16 protein-coding genes are annotated in these 19,580 nt (G+C 63.8%); 9 read left to right on the top strand and 7 right to left on the bottom strand.

The genetic code is table 11. The features are described from left to right. Positions 1 to 7: 7 nt before the first annotated feature. The 6 genes from KF708_17400 to KF708_17425 all read left to right on the top strand — a co-directional run bounded on the left by KF708_17400 (position 8) and on the right by KF708_17425 (position 3,873). The gene (locus KF708_17400) at positions 8 to 625 is read left to right on the top strand and encodes a hypothetical protein (protein ID MBX3414466.1); all 618 of its coding nucleotides are present in this window, start codon (positions 8 to 10) and stop codon (positions 623 to 625) included. Positions 626 to 702: 77 nt separating this feature from the next. Next, entirely contained in the window at positions 703 to 1,395 is a 693-nt protein-coding gene (locus KF708_17405) for a hypothetical protein (GenBank protein MBX3414467.1), read from the top strand. 16 nt (positions 1,396 to 1,411) lie between these two features. Further along, on the top strand, positions 1,412 to 2,407 hold the full coding sequence (locus tag KF708_17410) for a DUF1559 domain-containing protein (protein ID MBX3414468.1): 996 nt from the start codon (positions 1,412 to 1,414) through the stop codon (positions 2,405 to 2,407). Next, positions 2,397 to 2,834, top strand: coding sequence for a hypothetical protein (locus KF708_17415; GenBank protein MBX3414469.1), 438 nt, complete (start codon positions 2,397 to 2,399; stop codon positions 2,832 to 2,834). Before KF708_17410 ends, KF708_17415 begins: the two co-directional genes overlap by 11 nt. Positions 2,835 to 2,902: 68 nt before the next feature. Further along, positions 2,903 to 3,364, top strand: coding sequence for a tRNA (cytidine(34)-2'-O)-methyltransferase (locus KF708_17420; protein MBX3414470.1), 462 nt, complete (start codon positions 2,903 to 2,905; stop codon positions 3,362 to 3,364). A 167-nt stretch (positions 3,365 to 3,531) separates the two neighbouring features. Next, positions 3,532 to 3,873, top strand: a complete 342-nt coding sequence (locus KF708_17425) for a hypothetical protein (protein ID MBX3414471.1) — start codon at positions 3,532 to 3,534, stop codon at positions 3,871 to 3,873. A 150-nt stretch (positions 3,874 to 4,023) separates the two neighbouring features. On the opposite strand, the gene KF708_17430 is transcribed toward KF708_17425, so the two are convergent. From KF708_17430 to KF708_17445, 4 genes are all read right to left on the bottom strand, one after another. After that, positions 4,024 to 7,221: a HEAT repeat domain-containing protein gene (locus tag KF708_17430; protein MBX3414472.1), complete on the bottom strand. Its 3,198-nt coding sequence runs from the start codon at positions 7,219 to 7,221 to the stop codon at positions 4,024 to 4,026. 138 nt (positions 7,222 to 7,359) lie between these two features. Continuing rightward, positions 7,360 to 8,814, bottom strand: coding sequence for a hypothetical protein (locus tag KF708_17435; GenBank protein MBX3414473.1), 1,455 nt, complete (start codon positions 8,812 to 8,814; stop codon positions 7,360 to 7,362). Between the two features lie 191 nt (positions 8,815 to 9,005). After that, complete coding sequence (gene glgB / locus KF708_17440; protein MBX3414474.1) at positions 9,006 to 11,219, bottom strand: 1,4-alpha-glucan branching protein GlgB; 2,214 nt, start codon at positions 11,217 to 11,219, stop codon at positions 9,006 to 9,008. 201 nt (positions 11,220 to 11,420) lie between these two features. Next, the gene (locus KF708_17445) at positions 11,421 to 12,035 is read right to left on the bottom strand and encodes a hypothetical protein (GenBank protein MBX3414475.1); all 615 of its coding nucleotides are present in this window, start codon (positions 12,033 to 12,035) and stop codon (positions 11,421 to 11,423) included. A 467-nt stretch (positions 12,036 to 12,502) separates the two neighbouring features. Between KF708_17445 and KF708_17450 the strand changes: the two genes are divergently transcribed. Continuing rightward, positions 12,503 to 13,090 (top strand): DJ-1/PfpI family protein, encoded by a 588-nt coding sequence (locus KF708_17450; GenBank protein MBX3414476.1) that lies wholly within the window; start codon positions 12,503 to 12,505, stop codon positions 13,088 to 13,090. A gap of 27 nt (positions 13,091 to 13,117) precedes the next feature. Here KF708_17450 and KF708_17455 read toward each other — a convergent pair whose 3' ends face one another. Together KF708_17455 and KF708_17460 are read right to left on the bottom strand one after the other, a co-directional pair. After that, on the bottom strand, positions 13,118 to 13,315 hold the full coding sequence (locus KF708_17455; GenBank protein ID MBX3414477.1) for a PspC domain-containing protein: 198 nt from the start codon (positions 13,313 to 13,315) through the stop codon (positions 13,118 to 13,120). 255 nt (positions 13,316 to 13,570) lie between these two features. Then, positions 13,571 to 14,317: a gamma-glutamyl-gamma-aminobutyrate hydrolase family protein gene (locus KF708_17460; GenBank protein ID MBX3414478.1), complete on the bottom strand. Its 747-nt coding sequence runs from the start codon at positions 14,315 to 14,317 to the stop codon at positions 13,571 to 13,573. Positions 14,318 to 14,943: 626 nt separating this feature from the next. On the opposite strand from KF708_17460, the gene KF708_17465 reads away from it, so the two are divergent. Further along, complete coding sequence (locus KF708_17465; protein ID MBX3414479.1) at positions 14,944 to 16,077, top strand: 3-oxoacyl-ACP synthase III; 1,134 nt, start codon at positions 14,944 to 14,946, stop codon at positions 16,075 to 16,077. Beyond that, positions 16,062 to 16,532 (top strand): DinB family protein, encoded by a 471-nt coding sequence (locus tag KF708_17470; GenBank protein ID MBX3414480.1) that lies wholly within the window; start codon positions 16,062 to 16,064, stop codon positions 16,530 to 16,532. The genes KF708_17465 and KF708_17470 overlap by 16 nt, the downstream gene beginning before the upstream one ends. 28 nt (positions 16,533 to 16,560) lie before the next feature. Here the strand turns inward: KF708_17470 and KF708_17475 are convergent, their stop codons facing one another. Next, positions 16,561 to 19,302 carry a hypothetical protein gene (locus KF708_17475; GenBank protein MBX3414481.1) on the bottom strand — a complete coding sequence of 914 codons (2,742 nt, stop codon included), beginning with the start codon at positions 19,300 to 19,302 and terminating at the stop codon, positions 16,561 to 16,563. Positions 19,303 to 19,580: the final 278 nt, after the last annotated feature.

The raw sequence follows: 19,580 nt of genomic DNA on the forward strand, positions 1-19,580 counted from the left end.
AACTTACATGGCCGCCTGGACGACGGTGAATGCCGAGTTGCTGGGGGCGCGGCGCTGGCGTGGCTTCGCGTCCTCCGCGGCGCGCGCGTCGGCCGCGGAAGTGGCCTGGCTGCTTGCGCTCGGCGGACTAGCCTCTTGTTTGCTCGCGCTGGTGCATGTGCGCGTGCCACTGCCGGGGCATGTGATTCTGCTGGCCGCGCTCCCCGTGGCGGCGGGGCTGGCGACGGTGCCGCGCAGTACATCGGGCACGATCGTATCGGCCGGCGGCGGTATCGGGGCGCTGCTGCTCGCCGCGGGGGGGGTGGGAGGAGGAGTGCAGAGCGCGGCGCTCGTGGGCCTGCTCGTGCTCGGTCCCGTGCTCGACCTGATGCTGCGCGGGAATGTCGTCGGCTGGCGGCTCTATGCGAAGTTTCTGGCGGCTGGGGGGGTGGCCAATCTGGCCGCCTTCGCGGTGCGATTGCTCCTGGCGCTGGCGCAGATGGATCCGCCTGGCAGTCGGCCCTTTCTCAGCTTCTGGCCTGCGGCGCTGGCGAGCTTTCTCGCCTGCGGCGCCGTGGCTGGGTTGTTGAGCGCGGCGGTTTGCTTTCGTCCACCGATGGCGCGCTCGCGGTCGACGGCGAGTTGATCTTGCGCCGCTGATCGAGGAGCACGCGGCCATCCTTTGGCAGTGCCATGATTTATCTCGGGATCGATGATACCGACATGCCCGACACACCGGGCACGAACAAGCTGTCGCAGCATTTGGCGCAGCTAGAATCGTCGCGCTATCGCACCGAGTTGATCGTGCGGCACCAGTTGCTCGTCGATCCCCGCGTCCCTTGCACGAACAAGAATGGGTGCGCGGCGATGCTGCTGCGACCGCTCGTGAAGGAGCCGCTCGGCGCGCTGGCGGCGCGCCTCAGAGCAGCCATCCTCGACTGGATTCCCGCGGGGAGCGATCCGGGATTCTGTCTCACGCGCGACGTGCCGCGGGCGATCTCGCAGTTCGGTTTTCGCTGTCAGCGCGAGTTGGTTACGCAGGATGATGCGCGACGGCTGGCCGCGGAACATGGCCTGCACCTCGAAGGGCTCGCTGGGACACAGGGAGGGGTGATTGGCGCGCTGGCCGCCGTCGGGTTGGTGGCGAGTGGCAATGATGGCCGCGTCGTGTATCGCGGAGGCGAGGCGGCCGAGGCCTTCGAATGGGGCTTCGTGCGGCAGATCGACGAGTTGCTCGAGCGTGCCGTCGACGCGGTTATCCGCTTCGACAGTGGCGAGGAACTGTCGGCGGGCATGGTCGATCTCGGCAAGCGACTGCGGCCGAATTTGCGCAACGGCCGCATCGTGTTGTTCGTCGAGTCGAACGACTTGGGCACTCCCACGGCGCCGGTATGGACGGCCGTACGCGTCACGTGAAAGAAGGGCTCGAGCCATGCGCGACTGCCATCGACCGTCTGGCTTTACCCTGGTCGAGCTCCTCGTCGTCATCGCGATCATCGGCATCTTGATCGCCATTCTGCTGCCTGCCGTGCAGGCGGCGCGCGAAGCAGCGCGACGCACGCAGTGCCAGAATCGTCTGAAGCAGTTGGCGCTCGCCGCGCACAACTACCACGAGTCGCACGCCTATTTTCCGCCGGGCGTGGATCAACGTTCGTTTCCAGCGCCTCCCGCCTATCGGCAAGTGCCGCTGTTCGTGTACTTGCTGCCTTTCCTCGAGGAGACGGCCCGCGTCGCGGCGTGGGAACGCGACGACCCGATGTTGAACACCTCCGGCGGCGCCGCGTCGCGCACCAGTCGAGTAGTCGGCGGCTTCGTTTGTCCTTCGGACGTCTTGCCGCAGAACCCGATTGCGACGCAGCAGGGCTGGTACTACGCCCTCACCAGCTATGGCGGCAACGGGGGCACACGTTCCTACTTCACGCAACTCGCCACGCTCGATGGCATCTTCCACGCGGTGGGTCCCGGCGCCGTGCCGAAGGCCAATGCACACTTGACACGCTTGCCCGATGTGATCGACGGCACGTCGAATACCTTTCTTTTCGGCGAGCGCAGTCACGACGACCCAAATCTCGAATCGTTCGCCGATGCAGGGCTCTGCCCCGATCGCCTCTCGACGTGGGGCTGGTGGGGGGTCTCGGGAGGACTGAAGGCGATCGGACACGTCACGATGAGCGGGCATGCGCCGATCAACTATCGCGTGCCGATGCACTACAACGCCCGCCAGTCGGCCGTACCGCCGGCCAATGATGCAGAGATGTTCCAATACTATTCCGACCAGCGGCTCTGCTCCTGGGGGAGCAATCATCCCGGGGGCGCGCAGTTCGCGCTGGCCGACGGTTCGGGGCGATTCGTGGTAGATGCGATGCCGCTCGAGGTGCTGCAGGCATTCAGCACCCGTGCCGGACGCGAGGTGCCCGATGCCGAGTGAAGTGTTGCGCCGGCTGATGCCGGCGTTGGCGTGTTGCCTAATGGTGGGTTGCGCGCGTCCGCCGCAGGTAACGCCAGTCTCGGGTAGCGTGTCGATTGGCGGGAAGCCCGCCGAGCAAATCCTGGTCACCTTCGTGCCCGAGTCGAAAGGTGGCGTCCCTCAGGTGAAATCATCGGCCGTGACGGACGGAAGCGGGCGATTCGAGTTGCGGGCCGGGGATGGTCGCGACGGGGCGGTGATCGGGCCGCATCGCGTCATGCTCGAGGATTTGCGCGTGTACTACCTGCCGCGCAATGATTCGGCTCCTTCGATCGCGCAGCCGGCCCCTTCGCGCATCGCCATGAAGTATCGCGCCGCGAACACGACGCCGTTGCGGCACAACGTGAGCGAGGGAGCGGACGAGGCACGCTTTGACCTTGCGCCGTGACGCGATCGCTGACGGAGCCGTGCATGCCCGCTTGACCCTTTGGCGACGGCGTGTTATTTCCTGCGAGCGTGAAGTACGAACCGCTCTTGCACGTCGTTCTCTATCAGCCCGAGATCCCGCACAACACGGGGAGCGTCGGCCGGACGTGCGTTGCCGTGGGGGCCAAGCTGTGGCTCGTGCGGCCGTTGGGCTTTCGCGTGGACGACTACTACCTGCGCCGCGCGGGGCTCGACTACTGGGAGCACCTCGAGTGGGAAGTGGTCGACGATTGGGCCGCGCTCGTCGAGCGGCTGCCGGACCGCCAACCCTGGCTCTTCACCAAGACCGCCGAGCGTGCGTACACGTCGGTCTCGTACCAGCGGGGGGACGTGCTGGTGTTCGGCTGCGAATCGAGCGGCTTGCCACGATCGTTGCTCGAGCAGTATGCCAGCCGCCAGTTGCTGATTCCGATTCGCCCCGCCGTACGCAGTCTGAATCTCTCGAACAGCGTGGCCATCGCCTTGTACGAGGGACTGCGGCAGGGGCTTTAGCTTGCGTACCGGCCGGCACGACCCGAACATCCGGCGTGCCAGGCGCGGTGGCGATTCTCTCGTCGAGAAGTTGTACGCGGAGGGCTAAGCGCCGAGCGTTGCCCGGCACGATGAACGAATAGAACGACGCATTGAAGCATCGACACTATTCGGGCAAGGAGGTCGTCGTGAGGCGGCTCATTATCGCGCTCTTGGCATGTCTGGTCTGCCACGCCTGGCAGGATGCATCCGCGGCCTCGCTCCATCAGCAGATCTGCCGCAAGATGGGGGTGGGATTCAGCTCGGGCTATCACGCCGAAACGTGCTGCACGGGCTGCGCGCCTTATTCGAACGGCGTCCGCCGTCCTTGCTACACACCGGTCTATGTCGGCTGCGGTCCGCAGGGCTGTGGCGCGACGCCAATTCACGGTGAAGGTGAATACGTCCCGGCGCCCGAGCCCGCTCGGGCAGCGCAGATCTACCACACGCCGGTCGGTTGGGGGCGCTCGCTGGAAGTGATTGCTCCGTAGGGAGACGATTCCGATGCGAAGTAGGTCAGGTACTCCGTACCTGACACTTTTTCGAGTTGGCCACGTCGAATGATTGTCAGGTACGGCGTACCTGACCTACGTCTACGTCTGGCAGAGCCAGTGCCCCCCCGGAACCCGTCCTGCGATTCGCTACTTGAGCGATGACAAGTAGGCGATGAGGTCGCGCAGTTCCTCGTTCGACAGTTGACGATCGAGGCCGTCGGGCATGACGGAGATCTGGCTGCGCTCGATCGCTTCGATGTCTTCGCGCGGAATGCGGAGCTCCTCGCGGTTCGTCGTGCGCAGCACGATCGTGGTGGCGGTTTCCTTGGCGATGACTCCCGTCAGAGGGATGCCCGTCGAGGTGGCGATCGCGTAGGTCTCGTATCCCCGGGCAAACGATGCGCTGGGCACGACGATCGACTCGAGCAGATCGCGCGGAGCGCGGATGGAGCCGATCTTCGTCAGGTCGGGACCGATCTGCCCCCCTTCGTTCTGCACGCGGTGACAGACGACGCACGCCGCGCGATTGTCATGGAAGATGCGCTCGCCTTGTTTCGCATTACCACCTTCTAACCGTGAGGCCAGTTCTTCGAGCCGCTTTTTCTGGTCCGCGGTCGATTGATCGCGGCGAATGGTGCTGAGATTTCGTGCGTTCTCGCGTATCTCGGCCGGAAACGCGGCGAAGATCTCGTCGACCTGCTCGGTGCTGAAGGTGTCGGCGATGGCCAGTCGGTTGAGGCACCCCAACAGCCGCTTACCGAGTTCGGGATCGCTTTGGCCACGAAAGGCGCGGACGAGCAACGGCGTTTCCAGGGGCCCCAAGCCCTGATCGATCATCTGAAGCACCTCTTGGAATTGAGCAGGGGTCAGCTCGGACCTGCCGATGGCGGCCGCGGCGGCCATGCGTTCGGCTGGTGAAAACGAGCCGGTGAGCGACCACATCAGAAGGATGAAGCATCTGGCGCTCAGGGGCCGATGATCGCCCGCCAAGGCGATTGCCGCCGCACGGTGCAGAGAGGCGGAGTGGTTGTCGTTCGCTATCAAGGCGCTCAGTTCCGGCTCGAAATCCTTGCCACCCAGGGTGTGCGCCGCGGCGATCGCGGTGGCCAGCACTTCGGCGTCCTCGAGTTGCAGTGACTTTCCGACACCGCGTCGCAAGCGCGGGGGAACGGCGTTCAGGCTGCCGCGTGCTAATCCGTCGAGCAGGGCGAGTCGCGTTGGCCTGGGAGTCGCTTCGTTGAATAGTGCGTCGCCGACAAGTCGTTGCAGTTCCTCGTTGGATTCGAAACCGAGCACCACTCCGCGCAAGAGATCGGTATCCTCCGGGCTCGGTTCCGCGTGGGCTACCAGTTGCTTCGCCAGTTGGATGACCTCTCCCGACCAGCTTGGATGTCGCTCGAAGATTTCGAGCGCGACGCGCATCAACGACGTATCCGATCGATCGAGCAGCGAGGCGACCATGGCGCTCGTCAGTTGGCCGTCGTCCATTTGATCCAAGGCAATGAGTGCTGCGCGCTGTGTCTGAGGATGGTTGGTATGCGCCAGACCGTCGCGCGTCTGTTGGCGAGCGCCAATCTGTATCAAGGCGTAAGTCACCGCGTGCTCGAAGTGACGGTCGGTGCTCCCCGCGGCATGAGCCAAGGGGGCCGCCTGCAGCAGGGCCGGCACCGAAGAGGAAGAACCCAGGCGACCGAGCGCGGTGGCCGCCTCGCGAGCGACTGCCGACGATTCGTCTTTTAGAAGCTCTTCGAGCTTTGTTCGGGCCCTCGTGTCTGGATGTGAGGAGAAGACGCGTGCGGCCGTAAGACGCACCGTTGCATCCTGATCGTCGAGGGCTGTTTGGACCACGCGGCGACTTTCGTTGCTCTGGATACGGGCGAGCGACCAGAGGGCCGCTTGTCGCACGGCGGGCGATTCCGCGTGCTTCAAGATGCTCGCGAGCAGGGGAACTACCTGGTCGCCACGCTGCGCCAAGGCGTCGATCGCACGCTCGCGCACCGCGGGTCGTCGATCGGCCAGTCGTGCCGCCAATGCTTCCTGCGTGGCGTCGCGCCAGGCGAGATGGCGGCCACGGGGGTCGTCCTCTACGGGCGCGCCCGCGCGGCGGATGCGGTAGATCGCTCCCAGGATCTCCGGCTTGGCAATCTGGGACGTGGGGCAACCGTGACGGAACCAGCCCCCCGTGTCGATCACCAACAGGCTGCCATCGGCATCTTCGAGCACGTCGGTGGGATGGAAGTCGATGCTCGGCGAGGTGAGAAAATCTTCGTCCGCGGCGAAGAAGCTGCTCTTCTCGCGCGTCAGCACGTGCCGCAGCACTTTGTGCGTGTTGAACTGCACGGAGAAGAAATTGTCTTGATACTCTGGACCGAACGCCGTGTGGCCGTAGCGTGTGAGCCCGGCCGGCGCGACGGTGTCGTAGAGCGACAGCGGGGGCATGAAATCGCCGGTGCGTTTGAACTCCTCGACCACCGCGTGCTTGCGCGGATAGACGCCGCCATAGGCATAGTGGACGAGCGCGTCGTGCCGCACTTCGTCGGGGTTGTAGAAGGTCATCGTGCCGAGCATTTCTCCCTCGGGCGTGAAGGCGACCTCGACCGGGTTATCCATGCCCCCGCCGGCGTAGACCTGCACATCGCTGCCGTCGGGCCGGCAGGAAAAGATGCGTGCTGCCTGGCCTTTGCTCAGGGTCTTGCCCTCGGCATCGACGAACTCGTGCCCGTGGCGTCCGTCGCACCAGTAGATGCGCCCCTCGGGACCGAGAAAACAACCGTGGATATCGGCGGCGTTGCCGACGAAGCCGAACTTGCCGACGATCTCCTCGCGCTTGTCGGCCACGCCATCGTCGTCGGTATCTTCGAGCCGCCAGATGTAGGGGGGACTGGCGGAGTAAACGGCGCCGCGATACCAGAGGGCGCCCATGGGGAAGGTCATCTTGTCGGCGAACGTGGTGGCCCGGTCGAAGCGGCCGTCGCCGTCGGTATCTTCGAGACGCTGGATGCGATTGGGCAGGTCGCGTTGTAGCTCCTCGGCGTTGAGGTTCACGCCGAGCGCGTCGGCCACGTAGAGCCGGCCGCGATCGTCGAAGCCCGCCATCATGGGGTGGGAGACCAGCGGCGGCCCGGCGACCATCTCGACGGTGAAACCGTCGGGCACGTGGATCTCGGGAGGGGCCGCTGGGGCCTCGGCCGTCGGGGGCGATTCGGCCGAGGCGTCGTTGGATGGCGGAGCTTGGGCTCCAGAACCGGGGGACCTGGTTCCGCCCGCCAATGCTCCGGCGAGGAGCAGCGTCAAAGGGGCAGCCAGCCACCACGCACCGCGCGGCGGCGAGGAGAGCTTGTCCATGCCTGAGTACCTGGAGGATCGACGCGTCAAACCGTCTCGTGTCACCCTGGCGATGATAGGCTCGCGGCGCAGAGGGCTCAAGCAGACGGGACACTGCCCAGAAAATGGCGAACCAGAGACGCCACCCTAGCGGTGCCGCTAGTCGTGGGTAATCCAGGCATTCGGAAAGCGTTGCTGCAGCGCGAAGAGGCCGGCCTGGGTGACCTTGGTGTTGCGCAGGTGGAGCTCGCTGAGCTCGGGCAATCGATGCAGGCTGACGAGACCAGCATCGGTGATGGCGGTGCCCGACAGATTCAGATCGTAGAGCTTGTTGAGCTTGGCGAGGTGCGTCAGTCCGGCGTCGGTGATGGCGGTATGCGAGAGGTCGAGCGAGACCAGTTGTGTGAAGGGTTGGAGATGGGCCATCCCGGCGTCGGTAATACGAGTTCGCGCGAGTTCCAACGACGTGAGGGCCGTCAGGGGGGCGAGTGCCTTGAGCGCCGCATCGCCGATCCGCGTGCGCGTGAGATTCAAATCGGTGAGGCTAACGATCGCGCTGAGCGATTTCGCCGCCCCGTCGGAGATTTGCGTTTCGTCCAGTTGCAGGCTGTTGAGCCGCCCCAGTGAGGCCAAATGGGCCACGCCCGAATTGTTGGCCACCGACTGCGACAGGTCGAGCGATTCGAGCGACGGAAGATTGGCCACGTATTGCAGATCGTCGTTCTTGAAGCGTCCCCGCGAGAGCACGATGCCGTTCAGGCGATGGAGCCGTTGCAGATGTACTAGCGAGCCGGCGGCCAGCTTGAGGCCCGACAGATCGAGCCAGGTCAGACGTCGCGCGTTGGCCAGTGCGGCCAGGCCGGGTCCCTGCACCTTCGTGTCGCGGAGTTCCAGGTAGTTCAGCTTCCGCAGTTGCGACAGGTGCTGGAGTCCCTCGTCGCCGACCTTGGTGCCGGCCAGATTGAGCGATTCGAGCCGGTACCAGCGCGCGACGTGGGCGAGCGCCTCGCTTTGCAGCCGCGTGTCGCTCAACTCGACCGTAGCGAGCGATTTGAAGTTCGTCAGGTGTGCGAGGCCCGAGCCGTCGATATCAGCGCCGGACAGGTTGAGATAGCCGAGCTTTTCGAGGGTCGCCAGCGGCGCGAGGCCGGCATCGGTGATGCGTGTCTGGTCGAGATAGAGCTGCTCGAGCTGATCGAGCGGCGCGAGATACTTGAGCCCGGCGTCGGTGATGGCGGTATCGGTCAGCGACAGCAATTTGAGGCGTGGAAACTTCGCCAGATCCGCCAACTGTTCGTCGGTCACCTGGGTTTCGTCGAGCGTGATCCCGGTGATTGGTCGACCGGAATGATGCTCCTCGAGGATACCGACCTGTGGCTCGAAGTCGTTGTCGTAATCAATGCTGCCACCGAGGTACTCGAAGCGGCGCGCCGCGAGCTCGGCCGCGGAGGGGGCCGCGTCGAGTCTCAGCACGAGCTGCACGAATCCGGCGCAGAGCAACGTCGGCAGGGCCAGGATCGCCAAGACGATCAGCGTCCATCGCAGCGCGCGGTTCGACGAGCTTGTGCTGGCCGGGTCGGCCGCCGTGTAGTCGTATTGCGTGATCGTGTCCAACGCCGGTGCTCCTGCCTGTCTCCAGGAACACAGATTAACAGACGCAAGGCTCCGGATGAACGTGGAGCAGCGATTCTGTCCGGGCGCCAATCCGGCCAGCCGATCGAAGCCTGCCATGCCGTGGCCGCGGAGGTCCTCCGCAGCCACGGGTGGCAATTACGTGTCCTTGCTGGAGCGGCGCGAAACCGGAACTAGCGCCGCGGCTTGAGCACGACGACGCCCAAGGGGGGCAGCGTCAGTTCGAGTCGCGCCGGGCGGCCGTGGTGCGGCTCGGGCACCGAGAAGGCGCCGGGACCATTCCCCACGTTGCTGCCGGCGTAGTACATCGAGTCGCTATTGGCGACCTCTTCGAACCAGGCCACCTCGGGCACGCCGATGCAATAGTGCTGGCGCACGACGGGCGTAAAGTTGCACGCCACGACGAGGTAATTGTTCGGATCCTTCGCCTTGCGGATGTAGCTCAGCGTGCTTTCGTCGTACGAGTGGCAATCGATCCACTCGAAGCCGTGATGGTCGAAGTCGACCTCGAACAAGGCCGGCTCGCGGCGGTAGAGGTGATTCAGGTCGGCGACCCACTTCTGCAGGCCACGATGCGAATCCCACTGCAGCAGATCCCACTGTAGGCAGGTGTCGTGGTTCCACTCGTTCCACTGGCCGAACTCGCCCCCCATGAAGAGCAGCTTCTTGCCGGGGTGCGTCCACATGTAGCCGTAGAGCAGGCGCAGGTTGGCAAACCGCTGCCACAAGTCCCCCTGCATCTGGTCGAGCAACGATCCCTTGCCGTGGACTACTTCGTCGTGCGAGAGGGGCAGGATGAAGTTCTCGGTGAAGGCGTAGATCAAGCTGAACGTGAGCTCGTCGTGATGATACTTGCGGTGGATCGCTTCGTGGTGCATGTACTGGCGCGTGTCGTTCATCCAGCCCATGTTCCACTTCAGGCTGAACCCGAGCCCACCCAGGTAGGTGGGACGAGAAACGCTCGGCCAGGCGGTCGACTCTTCGGCGATCGTCAGCACGCCCGGGTGTTGCAGATGGATCTGCTCGTTGAACTCCTTGAGCAACGACACGGCGGGGAGATTCTCGCGACCGCCGAATTCGTTGGGGATCCACTCACCTTCGTTGCGACTGTAGTCCAGGTAGAGCATCGAGGCGACGGCGTCGACCCGCAGCCCGTCGATGTGGTACCGCTCGAGCCAGAAGAGGGCGTTCGACAAGAGGAAGTTGCGCACTTCGCAACGACCGTAGTTGAAGATCAACGTGCCCCAGTCGCGATGTTCGCCCTGGCGCGGGTCGGCATGCTCGTACAGGTGCGTGCCGTCGAACAGTCGCAAACCGTGGTCGTCGCGCGGGAAGTGGGCCGGCACCCAGTCGAGCACCACGCCGATGCCGTGCTGATGGCAGTAGTCGACGAAGTACATGAAATCGTCGGGGGTGCCGTAGCGCGACGTCGCGGCGAAGTAGCCGGTGGTCTGATATCCCCAACTCCCCGTGAAGGGGTGCTCGCTGATCGGCAACAGCTCGAGGTGGGTGTAGCCCATCTCGTGGCAATAGTCGACCAACTGGTGGGCGAGGTCGCGATAGCCGAGCCATTTCTCGGGCTGATCGGGGGAGCGGCGCCAGCTTCCCAGATGCACTTCGTAGAAGGACATCGGCGCGTCGAGCGCGTTGTGCCGCACGCGGTCGCGCATCCACTCATGGTCGTTCCACTGGTAGCGCTCCAGGTCGGCCACGATCGAGGCGGTGCGGGGGGGCACTTCGGCGGCAAAGCCGTACGGGTCGGATTTCTCTCGGTATTGTCCGTGATGCTTGATGCGATATTTGTACAGGGTGCCCATCTTGAGCCCGGGCACGAACAGCTCCCAGAACCCGGCGGGAATGTGCTTGCGCATCGGGTGGCGGCGGCCATCCCAATCGTTGAAATCGCCGACAACGCTCACGCCTTCGGCATTGGGCGCCCAGACGCAGAAGTTCACCCCTTCGACGTTGTCGATCATGCGGCGATGCGCGCCGAGCAGGTCGTAGCTCTTCCAGTGGCGGCCTTCGTTCAACAGGTATTTGTCGAACTCGGTGAGCAGGGGGGGGAAGGCGTAGGGGTCGTGCGTGGTGGTTTTCGCCCCCTTGCTGTCGGCCACTTGCAGGAGGTAGCGGGCCGGAGTTTCTTCGGCCGCCGGCGGGCAGACGGCCTCGTACAATCCGGCCGGGTGGATGCGGCGCATCGGTCGCAGGGCATTGCCGTGCGCGGCGTCGATCACCCAAGCCTGCGGCGCGTGCGGCAGAAAGGCACGGACGGCGAGCGCAGCGTGGCCATTCTCGATGATCGGATGGGGACCGAGCAGTTCGAACGGATTCTCGTGATGTCCCTCGAACAAACGGCTCGCGCTATCCAAATCGACGCTCGTACGCATCAAACTCTCCCGCGTGGCAATGGGACTCGAAACGCTCAGCGTCTCGACGTGATTTTCGGGCAGGGTAGTCGTTGCGCCTAGGAGGCCTGCGACGACTTTAACGGCAACTTTATGTCCAGCGCCGTCCGCTGGACCCGGCTCGATCAGGGCGATGCCGTGGCGGCCATCTGTTGGCAGCAGACGCCCGCCCGGGCAACTTACCTAACCGAGCCAGGGCTTCGACAGCAGGCCGGTTCCAAGCTGTTGGAACCAGAGCCGCACGGACTCGCCCGTTTCGTGCGCCGTCCGCTGGGTGCGGAGCGCGCCGCGACGTAGCCAGTTCCGCAGGCGGCGTCGCCGCGTGGGAAGCGCGGACGACGTGCTCGGCGGACGCTCGACGCCGGTGGGACGATCGGCGGAACGCGAGCCGACGAAACCCTGGTCATGCGGGGCATCGAATCGCCAGCAGCGGCAATCGACCCGATGGTAGCGCAACGCGCGATCGACGCGGCGCCACAGATCGGAGTCTTTGACCGGCACCATTTGGCCGAATTTCTCCCAGTTCCAGTCGGCGGCACGCCACTCGTCGAGACCGTGGGAAATTCCACGATTCACGTAGCGGCTGCGGGTGACGATCGTCACGCGCGACGGTTGGTCGAGGGCCTCGAGACCGCGCACGACACTCAGCAATTCGAGACGTTCGCCGGCTATTTCGGGCTCGTTGTCGTTCGCCTCGAACTTGTGCGAGCCGTCAACCGACTGCAACACAAAATGCCAGTGTCCCGAGCGCTCGCGACCTCGCGCCTCGGTGAAGAGAAGGTAATGGGGAGATTCCACTTGTGCACCGTCATAAGTAGGCAGTTTTCGGCACCAGGCGCCCGGAAAGCATGTGGGCCAGGGGAACCCACGCTTGCCACTTGCTGGTCTCGGACGGCACGATTTTTGGCGAGCGACTGGGCCGGATTGCCCTCGGGCATCCATCCGCGCTGCGGCAGTCGACAGGCAACTCGCGCCGGCCAGGTAACCGCCGGGAGGGCTGTTACTTACCACGAACGTGGTTCCCTCGGGTGATGCGCTGCGTGGCGGAGTTCAGCTGGGTCCGCGCCGCTGCGATCGGGGCCGCTCGTGTTTGACCATTTTATCTTATCGGTGAAGTCTCGCTGTGTTCTCTAGTTTTGCTGTTGCGAATCTCGACCTATTTTGCGCAGCTTCCGGAGGGTGACTGTCGGCGGCGCGATTTGTTAAACTCACATCCCGATTCTGTCCAACTACCGCTTTTCTCCCGTATGCGTTGAGACAACATCATGCCCGGCAAGAAGATCCTGATGCTCGTGGGGGACTACGTCGAGGACTATGAGGCGATGGTGCCGTATCAGTTGTTGTTGGCGGCGGGGCACTCGGTCGACGTGGTCTGTCCGGGCAAGCGATCGGGCGAGTCGGTGAAGACGGCCATTCATGATTTTGAGGGAGACCAGACCTACTCGGAGAAACGCGGTCATAACTTTGTCGTGACCGCGAACTTCGACGAGGTGCGCCCCGAGCAGTACGACGGGCTGATCGTGCCGGGGGGAAGGGCGCCGGAATATCTGCGGCTCGATCCCCGGGTGCTCGAGATCGTGCGGCACTTCGGCGACGCGCGCAAGGCGATCGCTTCGCACTGTCATGGCCCGCAGGTGTTGGCGGCGGCAGGCATCTTGAAGGGTCGCCGGGCCATGGCTTATCCGGCCCTCGAACCCGATCTCGTGCAATGCGGCTGCCAATGGGTGAAGCCGGGCGAAGGGTTCACCGACGCGCATACCGACGGCAACCTGGTGACGGCCGCCGCATGGCCCGCGCATCCGGCGATGATGCGGGCCTTCTTGGAAGTGCTCGGCGCGCCGCTCGCGCGTTAGTGCAAACGCTCGGCGGCGGGAGTGCGATTATTCCGGACCTGGCATGACCAGGTAGAGCAGGATGTAGGCGAGCATGCCGGGAAAGGCGGCCGACATGACCGAGATCAGCACATAGAGAATCCGCACCGCGGTGGGGCTCCAACCGAGCCAGTCGGCAATACCGCCGCAGACACCGGCTAAGATGCAGTGTTCGCTCGATCGACGAAGTGCGTTCGTGTCTGGCATGGCGCGTAGCTTAGCACGCGCGGCCACAACATGGCAAATTAAACGATCCCAGGTGCTGGTTCCACTTCACTTTAAACCGGAGCAGTCCTGGCAGGTTGCGCCAGTGGGGAACAGCAAAATCCGTCGACGCGTCAGCCGCGGTCTCGGTTGCGGGAACTCGAAACCACGGCCGACGGCGTCGACCATTGACCGTCGTCGGTGGCTCCACTGGGCCAGGAGCCCGAGACCGACGGCCTTGTGTATCCCTCAACGCGGTTAGGCGACGAGGCGCATCATGGGCGTGCCGATACCGATCGCCTCGATGAACTCCTCGAAGATGCGCAGGTCGAGCGCAGTGGCCGATTCGCTCTCGGGGTGGAACTGCGTGCCCACGGCGAACCAGTCGGGGATGTCGCTCTCGATCGCCTCGATCACGCCATCGGGGCAGGTCGCGGTGACGCGGAAGCCCGGGGCCACCATGTCGATCGCCATGTGGTGGTAGCTGTTCACGCGCAGCTCGCCTTCGCCGTAGATGCGCTCCATGAGCGAGCCGGGCACGACTTCCAGGGCATGGCGATGGGCCGGGTCGATCGGGTCGAGGTGGGGTAGCGCCTTGGGCATATCCTCGGGCACGTGCAGGAACAGGTTGCCCCCTTGGGCGACATTGAGCAGTTGCATCCCGGCGCCGATGGCAAGCACGGGCATGTGGCGCTGGGCGATTTCGCGGACCAGCAGCCGATCGAACTTCTCGCGGCGGCCATCGAGCAGGCGCATCGAGGGATGGACCATGAAGCCGTCGTGGCGCGGATCGAGGTCGGCACCACCCACCAGCACGAAGCCGTCGACGGCGTCGAGCACTTGCGAGAGGTCCTCTTCTTCCTCGAGCGGCGGCAGGACGACCGGCACGCCCCCGGCGCGGGCGATCGAATCGTAGTAGCCCGCCTGGACGAAGCTAAAGGCGGGAGAATCCTTCTTGGCACTGCGGTAATCGGCATTCAGACCGATCAGAGGTTTGCGCTTCATGGCTCGCTCCTTTCGACACTTCCTGTGTCAGCACGAATGACCCCACTGGTTTTGCTGGGCTACACGATCTGCTCTGGTATCGCGATTCGGACGGTGGGAAGCGAACCGTGGCCTGGCGAGCGCAGCGCGATGCGTGGTCCGGCGAGACGGGCGGCAAACGGCCGGCCAAGAGGCCAGCGTGCCGAGCGTGGGGCGGGGCATCCCTGCGGTGTGGCGGGGCGAGGTTTTGTCGCTGCCTTCCATGGCGCGAACCGGGCAAAGTTCCGTGTCGTGTCGCTCTTTACCTTGCCTCTCTTCTGTTCCGGCTTGCCAGCCAGTCCGCAGACTTGCTCGCGAGCCGGGGCCGAATCTACCCCCGCTCCGCGACGGCACAACCGGGGCACATGATTTTGCGTCTCCGCCGAGCCAGACCCCCATATCACGCGCGCGAGCAGCGCAGCGCAAGCACCAAATACATTTTCAAATCGGCACGAATGCCGTACACGTCAAGCGTGGCTGACGCTCGAAATGGGCCAGTCATTTACCTGGCTGCCGCTTGGCAAGTTGTGCGGTGGCAATGGGTTCTGGCGATTGCGGAAGCTGTCGGCTGCTTTACGCTCCCTGCGCCGACCGGTATGCTCGATGGCATGAAATACGAACACGTCTGCCTGGAAGCGTTTGGCTATACCCTGCCCGAGGAAATCGTCACGTCGGCCCAGCTCGAGGCTCGGCTGGCCCCGCTTTACGAGCGGCTGCGCTTGCCCGAGGGGCGGCTCGAATTGATGACCGGCATTCGCGAGCGGCGCTTCTGGACGCCCGGCACGCTCCCCAGCGAAAACAGCGTGCGCAGCGCCGAGCGGGCCATCCGCGCGGCGCAAATCGATCGCACGGAGATCGGTGCGCTCGTACACGCCTCGGTGTGCCGCGATTTTCTCGAGCCGGCCACGGCCTGCGTCGTACACGAGCGTCTGAAGTTGCCCGCCGAATGCCAGGTGTTCGATCTCTCGAACGCCTGTCTCGGCGTGCTCAACGGCATGCTGCTGGTGGCGAACATGATCGAATTGGGGCAAATCCGCGCGGGGCTCGTCGTGGCCAGCGAAGGGAGCCGCGAGCTGGTCGAGACGACCATCGCCACGCTCAACGCAAGTCAGACTCTGACACGCAGCACGGTTAAGACCGCGATCGCCTCGCTCACGATCGGTTCGGCCAGCGTGGCGGTGGTACTCTCGCATCGCGACGCCAGCCGCACCGGCGCGCACTTGGTGGGGGGCATCGCGCGGGCCGAGACGAAGCACGTGGGACTGTGTCACAGCAGCGGCGGTGACGAAGCCGTGGCGGGACAGATGAGCCCGCTCATGGAAACGGACTCCGAAGCGCTCATGAACGCCGGCGTGGACGTGGCCGAAGCGGCTTTCGAGCAGTTCCAGCGCGAGCTGGGCTGGCAGCGCGAGGAGCTCGACAAGACCGTATGCCATCAGGTCGGCTCGGCACAGCGCAAGCTGCTGCTGGCCACGCTCGATCTGCCGCCGGAAACCGATTTCACCAGTTACGAGTATCTCGGCAACACGGGCTCCGCGGCGTTGCCGGTGACGACGGCGATTTCCGCCCAGCGCGGCTTGCTGGCGCCGGGCGATCAGGTGGGATTGTTCGGTATCGGCTCGGGCATCAATTGCGTCATGCTCGGCGCGCGATGGCAGCACGTGCCCGTCGCAGGAGAAGGGGCCGAAGCCACCTCGACGAGCCAGATCGAACAGGAGGAGACCGCATGGACCGCACGCTGATCGCGCGCTATCGCGAGGGGGCCGAAGCACTCGCCAGTGGGATCGCCGGATTGTCGCACGAACGACTGCTGGCTCATCCGGTGCCGGGCACGTGGAGCATTCAAGAGATCGTGCTCCACATGGCCGATAGCGACCAGATCGGCGCGGAGCGGATGAAGCGCACGATCGCCGAGGAGCGACCGACACTGGTCGCCTTTGACGAGAGCGCCTTCGCGCGGCGCCTGCACTATCAGGAGCAGGACGCCCACCAGGCCGCGGAACTATTCCGGCTGAACCGGTTGATGCTGGCGGCGGTGCTGGAACGTTTGACCGACGACGATTTTGCCCGCGTGGGCATCCACAGCGAGCGCGGCCCCGTCACGCTGGCCGAACAGCTCGAGACGCACACGGAGCATCTCGAGCATCATTTGAAGTTTCTGCACGAGAAGCGCGGGATGGTGCAAGCTGCGCCTTAGGGCGATAGCATTAGCCTTTGCGGGCGTTTCAGCCGCTGGGTTCGAGATCGGTCTTGCTGTTGCTCGAATCAACGCTTGGTGTGTACGTCAATGTGGGAATCGTTATCGCATCTGGTTGCGCGGCTGTGATCGTTGTCACGCCGCTCATGACGCCTCGCATTGATGAAGCTATTCGCCCCTGGGAATCGAGCGCCAGGCCGTGATCCAGCAAGCACATGCAATCGGCGAGTGTTCCACCGGTGCCGTCGAAAGCTCCCAGGGGCACAAAGTCCTGGATCTGGTTGACGCCATCTTCGTCGACGATCTGGTCGATGGCTCTCGTTATGATGAGATCGTCCCCTTTGCCCCCATAGACAAAATCGCCCGAGAGCGCGAAGAGAAGTCCTGTGGCGTTATAGTCTGGATAGAAGGCATCGCGGCCATCTCTACCCCATAGTTGATCGATGCCGTCCCCGCCGTAAAGAACGTCTGCCGCAAATCCGCCGAAGAGGGTGTCATTTCCGGCGCCGCCGTCGAGCAGCGAGGGAATACCGGTACCATTTTGAAATTGATCATCGCCGTCACCGCCAAAGAATCGCAGGTACTCGACCTCGTCCGCGGCGATATCAATCGATGGGCTATAGAAACCTGTATCGACTCGGATATCGAGATTGTTTCCTGGCGCATCGCGAAAAGTGAAGATGTCCTGCGCCCCTGGTCCGCCATGGACCGCCAGTTTGGTGCGTAGCGCAGTGGGCTGTGTGAGTATGTAGTCAATTGAATCGTCGCCAGACCCAGTTGAAAGAAGCAATCCGCCAGGGAATTCTCCCTTCGCAGATTGTTCAACAATGACGTGATCGTCGCCCTGGCCTGTCTCGATTTCAAGTTGGCCTATATTGATGAATTCCAGCGAGGATTTGTTCGCCGCGCTGTTCAAGAATGTCGCCACATTGTCGATGACTCGTACCGTCTCGTCGCCGTTCTGCGACGTCACAATGAGCCACATCGGCGCGTGTCCGGTCGCATCAACACGCACCGCCTTGTCCATGGCATTGCCACCCAAGCTTAGACGCGCCATAACGTAGTCGCTGCGCACGAGCCATTGAATGTTCTTTGTCGTCGCTGGTGTGCTGGCGGCGTCTAGTTCGATATTCCCCTGCTCGAGCGTGACGATCGTGACACCCGTGATTTGCTGGAACAGGGTTGTTGCGTCGCGAGTAGAATCGTCGCTTGGGATTGCGGGCGGTCCCGTCGTTCGGCGGTCCCAGCTGAAGTAATCCGTGCCGATTTCATTTCCGCGCAGGCTCACAAAAACACTCGACATGAAGTTCTCATCCTGCGTCTGCGACAAATCGATCCTTGGCCGGCGCACGAATTGGGTCAGTCCGTTCGTGCCGGCTCCGCCATCGATTTGGTAGCGCGACGCGGGATATTTGGCCACGACGTTCACTTCGATGGCGTCGTTGTCGTCTTGTGCATCGATCGTGACGTCGCGTGGTAAGTGGCCTGGTTGGCTGTTGAAATTCAATAATGGCTGGGCGGCCACGCGCTCGTCGACCACGATGGTGTCGTCGCCGCCACCCGTGGCCAGATAGAGTTGCTGAAAATCGTGGTACTGATGAAGCTGCTTGCCACCATAGATCTCGGCGATGATCCAGGGATCGGTGGTAAGGATGCCGAGCGAACCGCCGGCGCCCGCGACGCCGCCGGCTTGTCGGAATCGGTCGCGGTAGCCAAACGAACCCGGCTCGAGGAAGTACTCTTCGCTCTGGCCGCGGAAGGAGCGGACTTCGAGCCGGTTCTGCGCGCCGTCGCCGGCATGGAGCGAAATATTGCCCTGCGAGCGATCGCCCAAGAGATTCCACACGATCGTGTCGCTTTCGTCTTGGGTGGCGACATGCAAATGCCCTCGCACCAATCCCCGACGCACGTTTTCGGAATGATGGGCAAAACCGAGATCGTTGAGCGTCACGGTGTCGGCGCCGCCGGCGGTCATCAGCCAGACGTCCTTGAGCTCGGTGTAGGTAATCCTGGTTTGCGGCGCCGACTCGGGCACCGGTCCAAGCTGCACATCGAAACGTCCGGGTTGCCAGGTGACACGATCCGCGTGCCCACTACCGGTCCGAACGACGAGCGTGCCCGAGGAGACGCTGCTATAGAACGCGACATCTTCGAAGCCGGAGAATTGCGCGGTACGCACTTGGCGGGCGATCGAGGAAGAGTCGGAAATAAACTCGATCCGGCCAGCGCCTAAATTCAGATCGATCAGATTGGAACCTTGTCCGGAACTGACATCGCGCCGGTGCTCGAGACGATCGTGGCCGCCGCCTCCGTCGATTTGGAACGCCCTGGCCAACGCGAGGGCCGATTCGTCGAGCAGGAGCGTGTCGTCTCCCACGCCGCCGACGAAGGTGATCGTGGAGATCTGCCCATAGGCCTGAAGGCCAGCGGTCTGTTGGTCGAGGTCGGCATTGAAGGGCAAGGTCGTATCGGTGCGCAGGCCGAGTCCCTGCGGCGTGTTCTTTAGTTCCAGCCGCAGAGGTACCTTCAGACTGTCCGTGCGGTGGATGGTGATGTTGACCGCGCCCTCGCGCAGGGGATCGTCCTCGACGGCCAATTCGAGGCGAGGCCCGTCCGGCCCCAACTGGAGAACATCGACCGCCAGCAATTGCCGCGCTTCCAGCGGCTCGAATGCTGGAGTCATCGTGTCATGGGGGATGCGCGATCGACGACGCGATCGATGTCCGCTGGCGACACGGGAATGGCCCACGCCGAAGGATCTGCCGAGCATGAACTGCCCCTTGCGAATGAGACCAACCGTCTCTGAAACTGCGTGCCATTATGGATGCGAGCACCGTCGCTGTCTACACGCCCGGCGGCGGTCCAGGCAACGGTGGAGCGCGGTGCGGACCGCATGTCGGCAAGGTGATTGGGGGATAAGCCGAGCCGCTCGCTTGCTGTCCGCCGGCAGATCCTGGCGCATTTAGCAGGCGGGAGAAGTATTCCTCGGCCTGTGCGGATCGTGGGATGCGATCCCAAAATCGCGCCGCAAGTCGTGGTTTTGGGAGC

The sequence above is a fragment of the Pirellulales bacterium genome (assembly GCA_019636335.1).
Taxonomy (GTDB): Bacteria; Planctomycetota; Planctomycetia; order Pirellulales; family JAEUIK01; genus JAHBXR01.

Bases quoted from the DNA above. Each gene is read 5' to 3' on its own strand.
- KF708_17470 (MBX3414480.1), top strand. From the start codon at position 16,062: ATGGACCGCACGCTGATCGCGCGCTATCGCGAGGGGGCCGAAGCACTC.
- KF708_17415 (MBX3414469.1), top strand. From the start codon at position 2,397: ATGCCGAGTGAAGTGTTGCGCCGGCTGATGCCGGCGTTGGCGTGTTGC.
- KF708_17430 (MBX3414472.1), bottom strand. From the start codon at position 7,221: ATGGACAAGCTCTCCTCGCCGCCGCGCGGTGCGTGGTGGCTGGCTGCC.
- KF708_17400 (MBX3414466.1), top strand. From the start codon at position 8: ATGGCCGCCTGGACGACGGTGAATGCCGAGTTGCTGGGGGCGCGGCGC.
- KF708_17405 (MBX3414467.1), top strand. From the start codon at position 703: ATGCCCGACACACCGGGCACGAACAAGCTGTCGCAGCATTTGGCGCAG.
- KF708_17465 (MBX3414479.1), top strand. From the start codon at position 14,944: ATGAAATACGAACACGTCTGCCTGGAAGCGTTTGGCTATACCCTGCCC.
- KF708_17455 (MBX3414477.1), bottom strand. From the start codon at position 13,315: ATGCCAGACACGAACGCACTTCGTCGATCGAGCGAACACTGCATCTTA.
- KF708_17460 (MBX3414478.1), bottom strand. From the start codon at position 14,317: ATGAAGCGCAAACCTCTGATCGGTCTGAATGCCGATTACCGCAGTGCC.
- KF708_17410 (MBX3414468.1), top strand. From the start codon at position 1,412: ATGCGCGACTGCCATCGACCGTCTGGCTTTACCCTGGTCGAGCTCCTC.
- KF708_17450 (MBX3414476.1), top strand. From the start codon at position 12,503: ATGCCCGGCAAGAAGATCCTGATGCTCGTGGGGGACTACGTCGAGGAC.
- KF708_17475 (MBX3414481.1), bottom strand. From the start codon at position 19,302: ATGCTCGGCAGATCCTTCGGCGTGGGCCATTCCCGTGTCGCCAGCGGA.
- glgB (MBX3414474.1), bottom strand. From the start codon at position 11,219: ATGCGTACGAGCGTCGATTTGGATAGCGCGAGCCGTTTGTTCGAGGGA.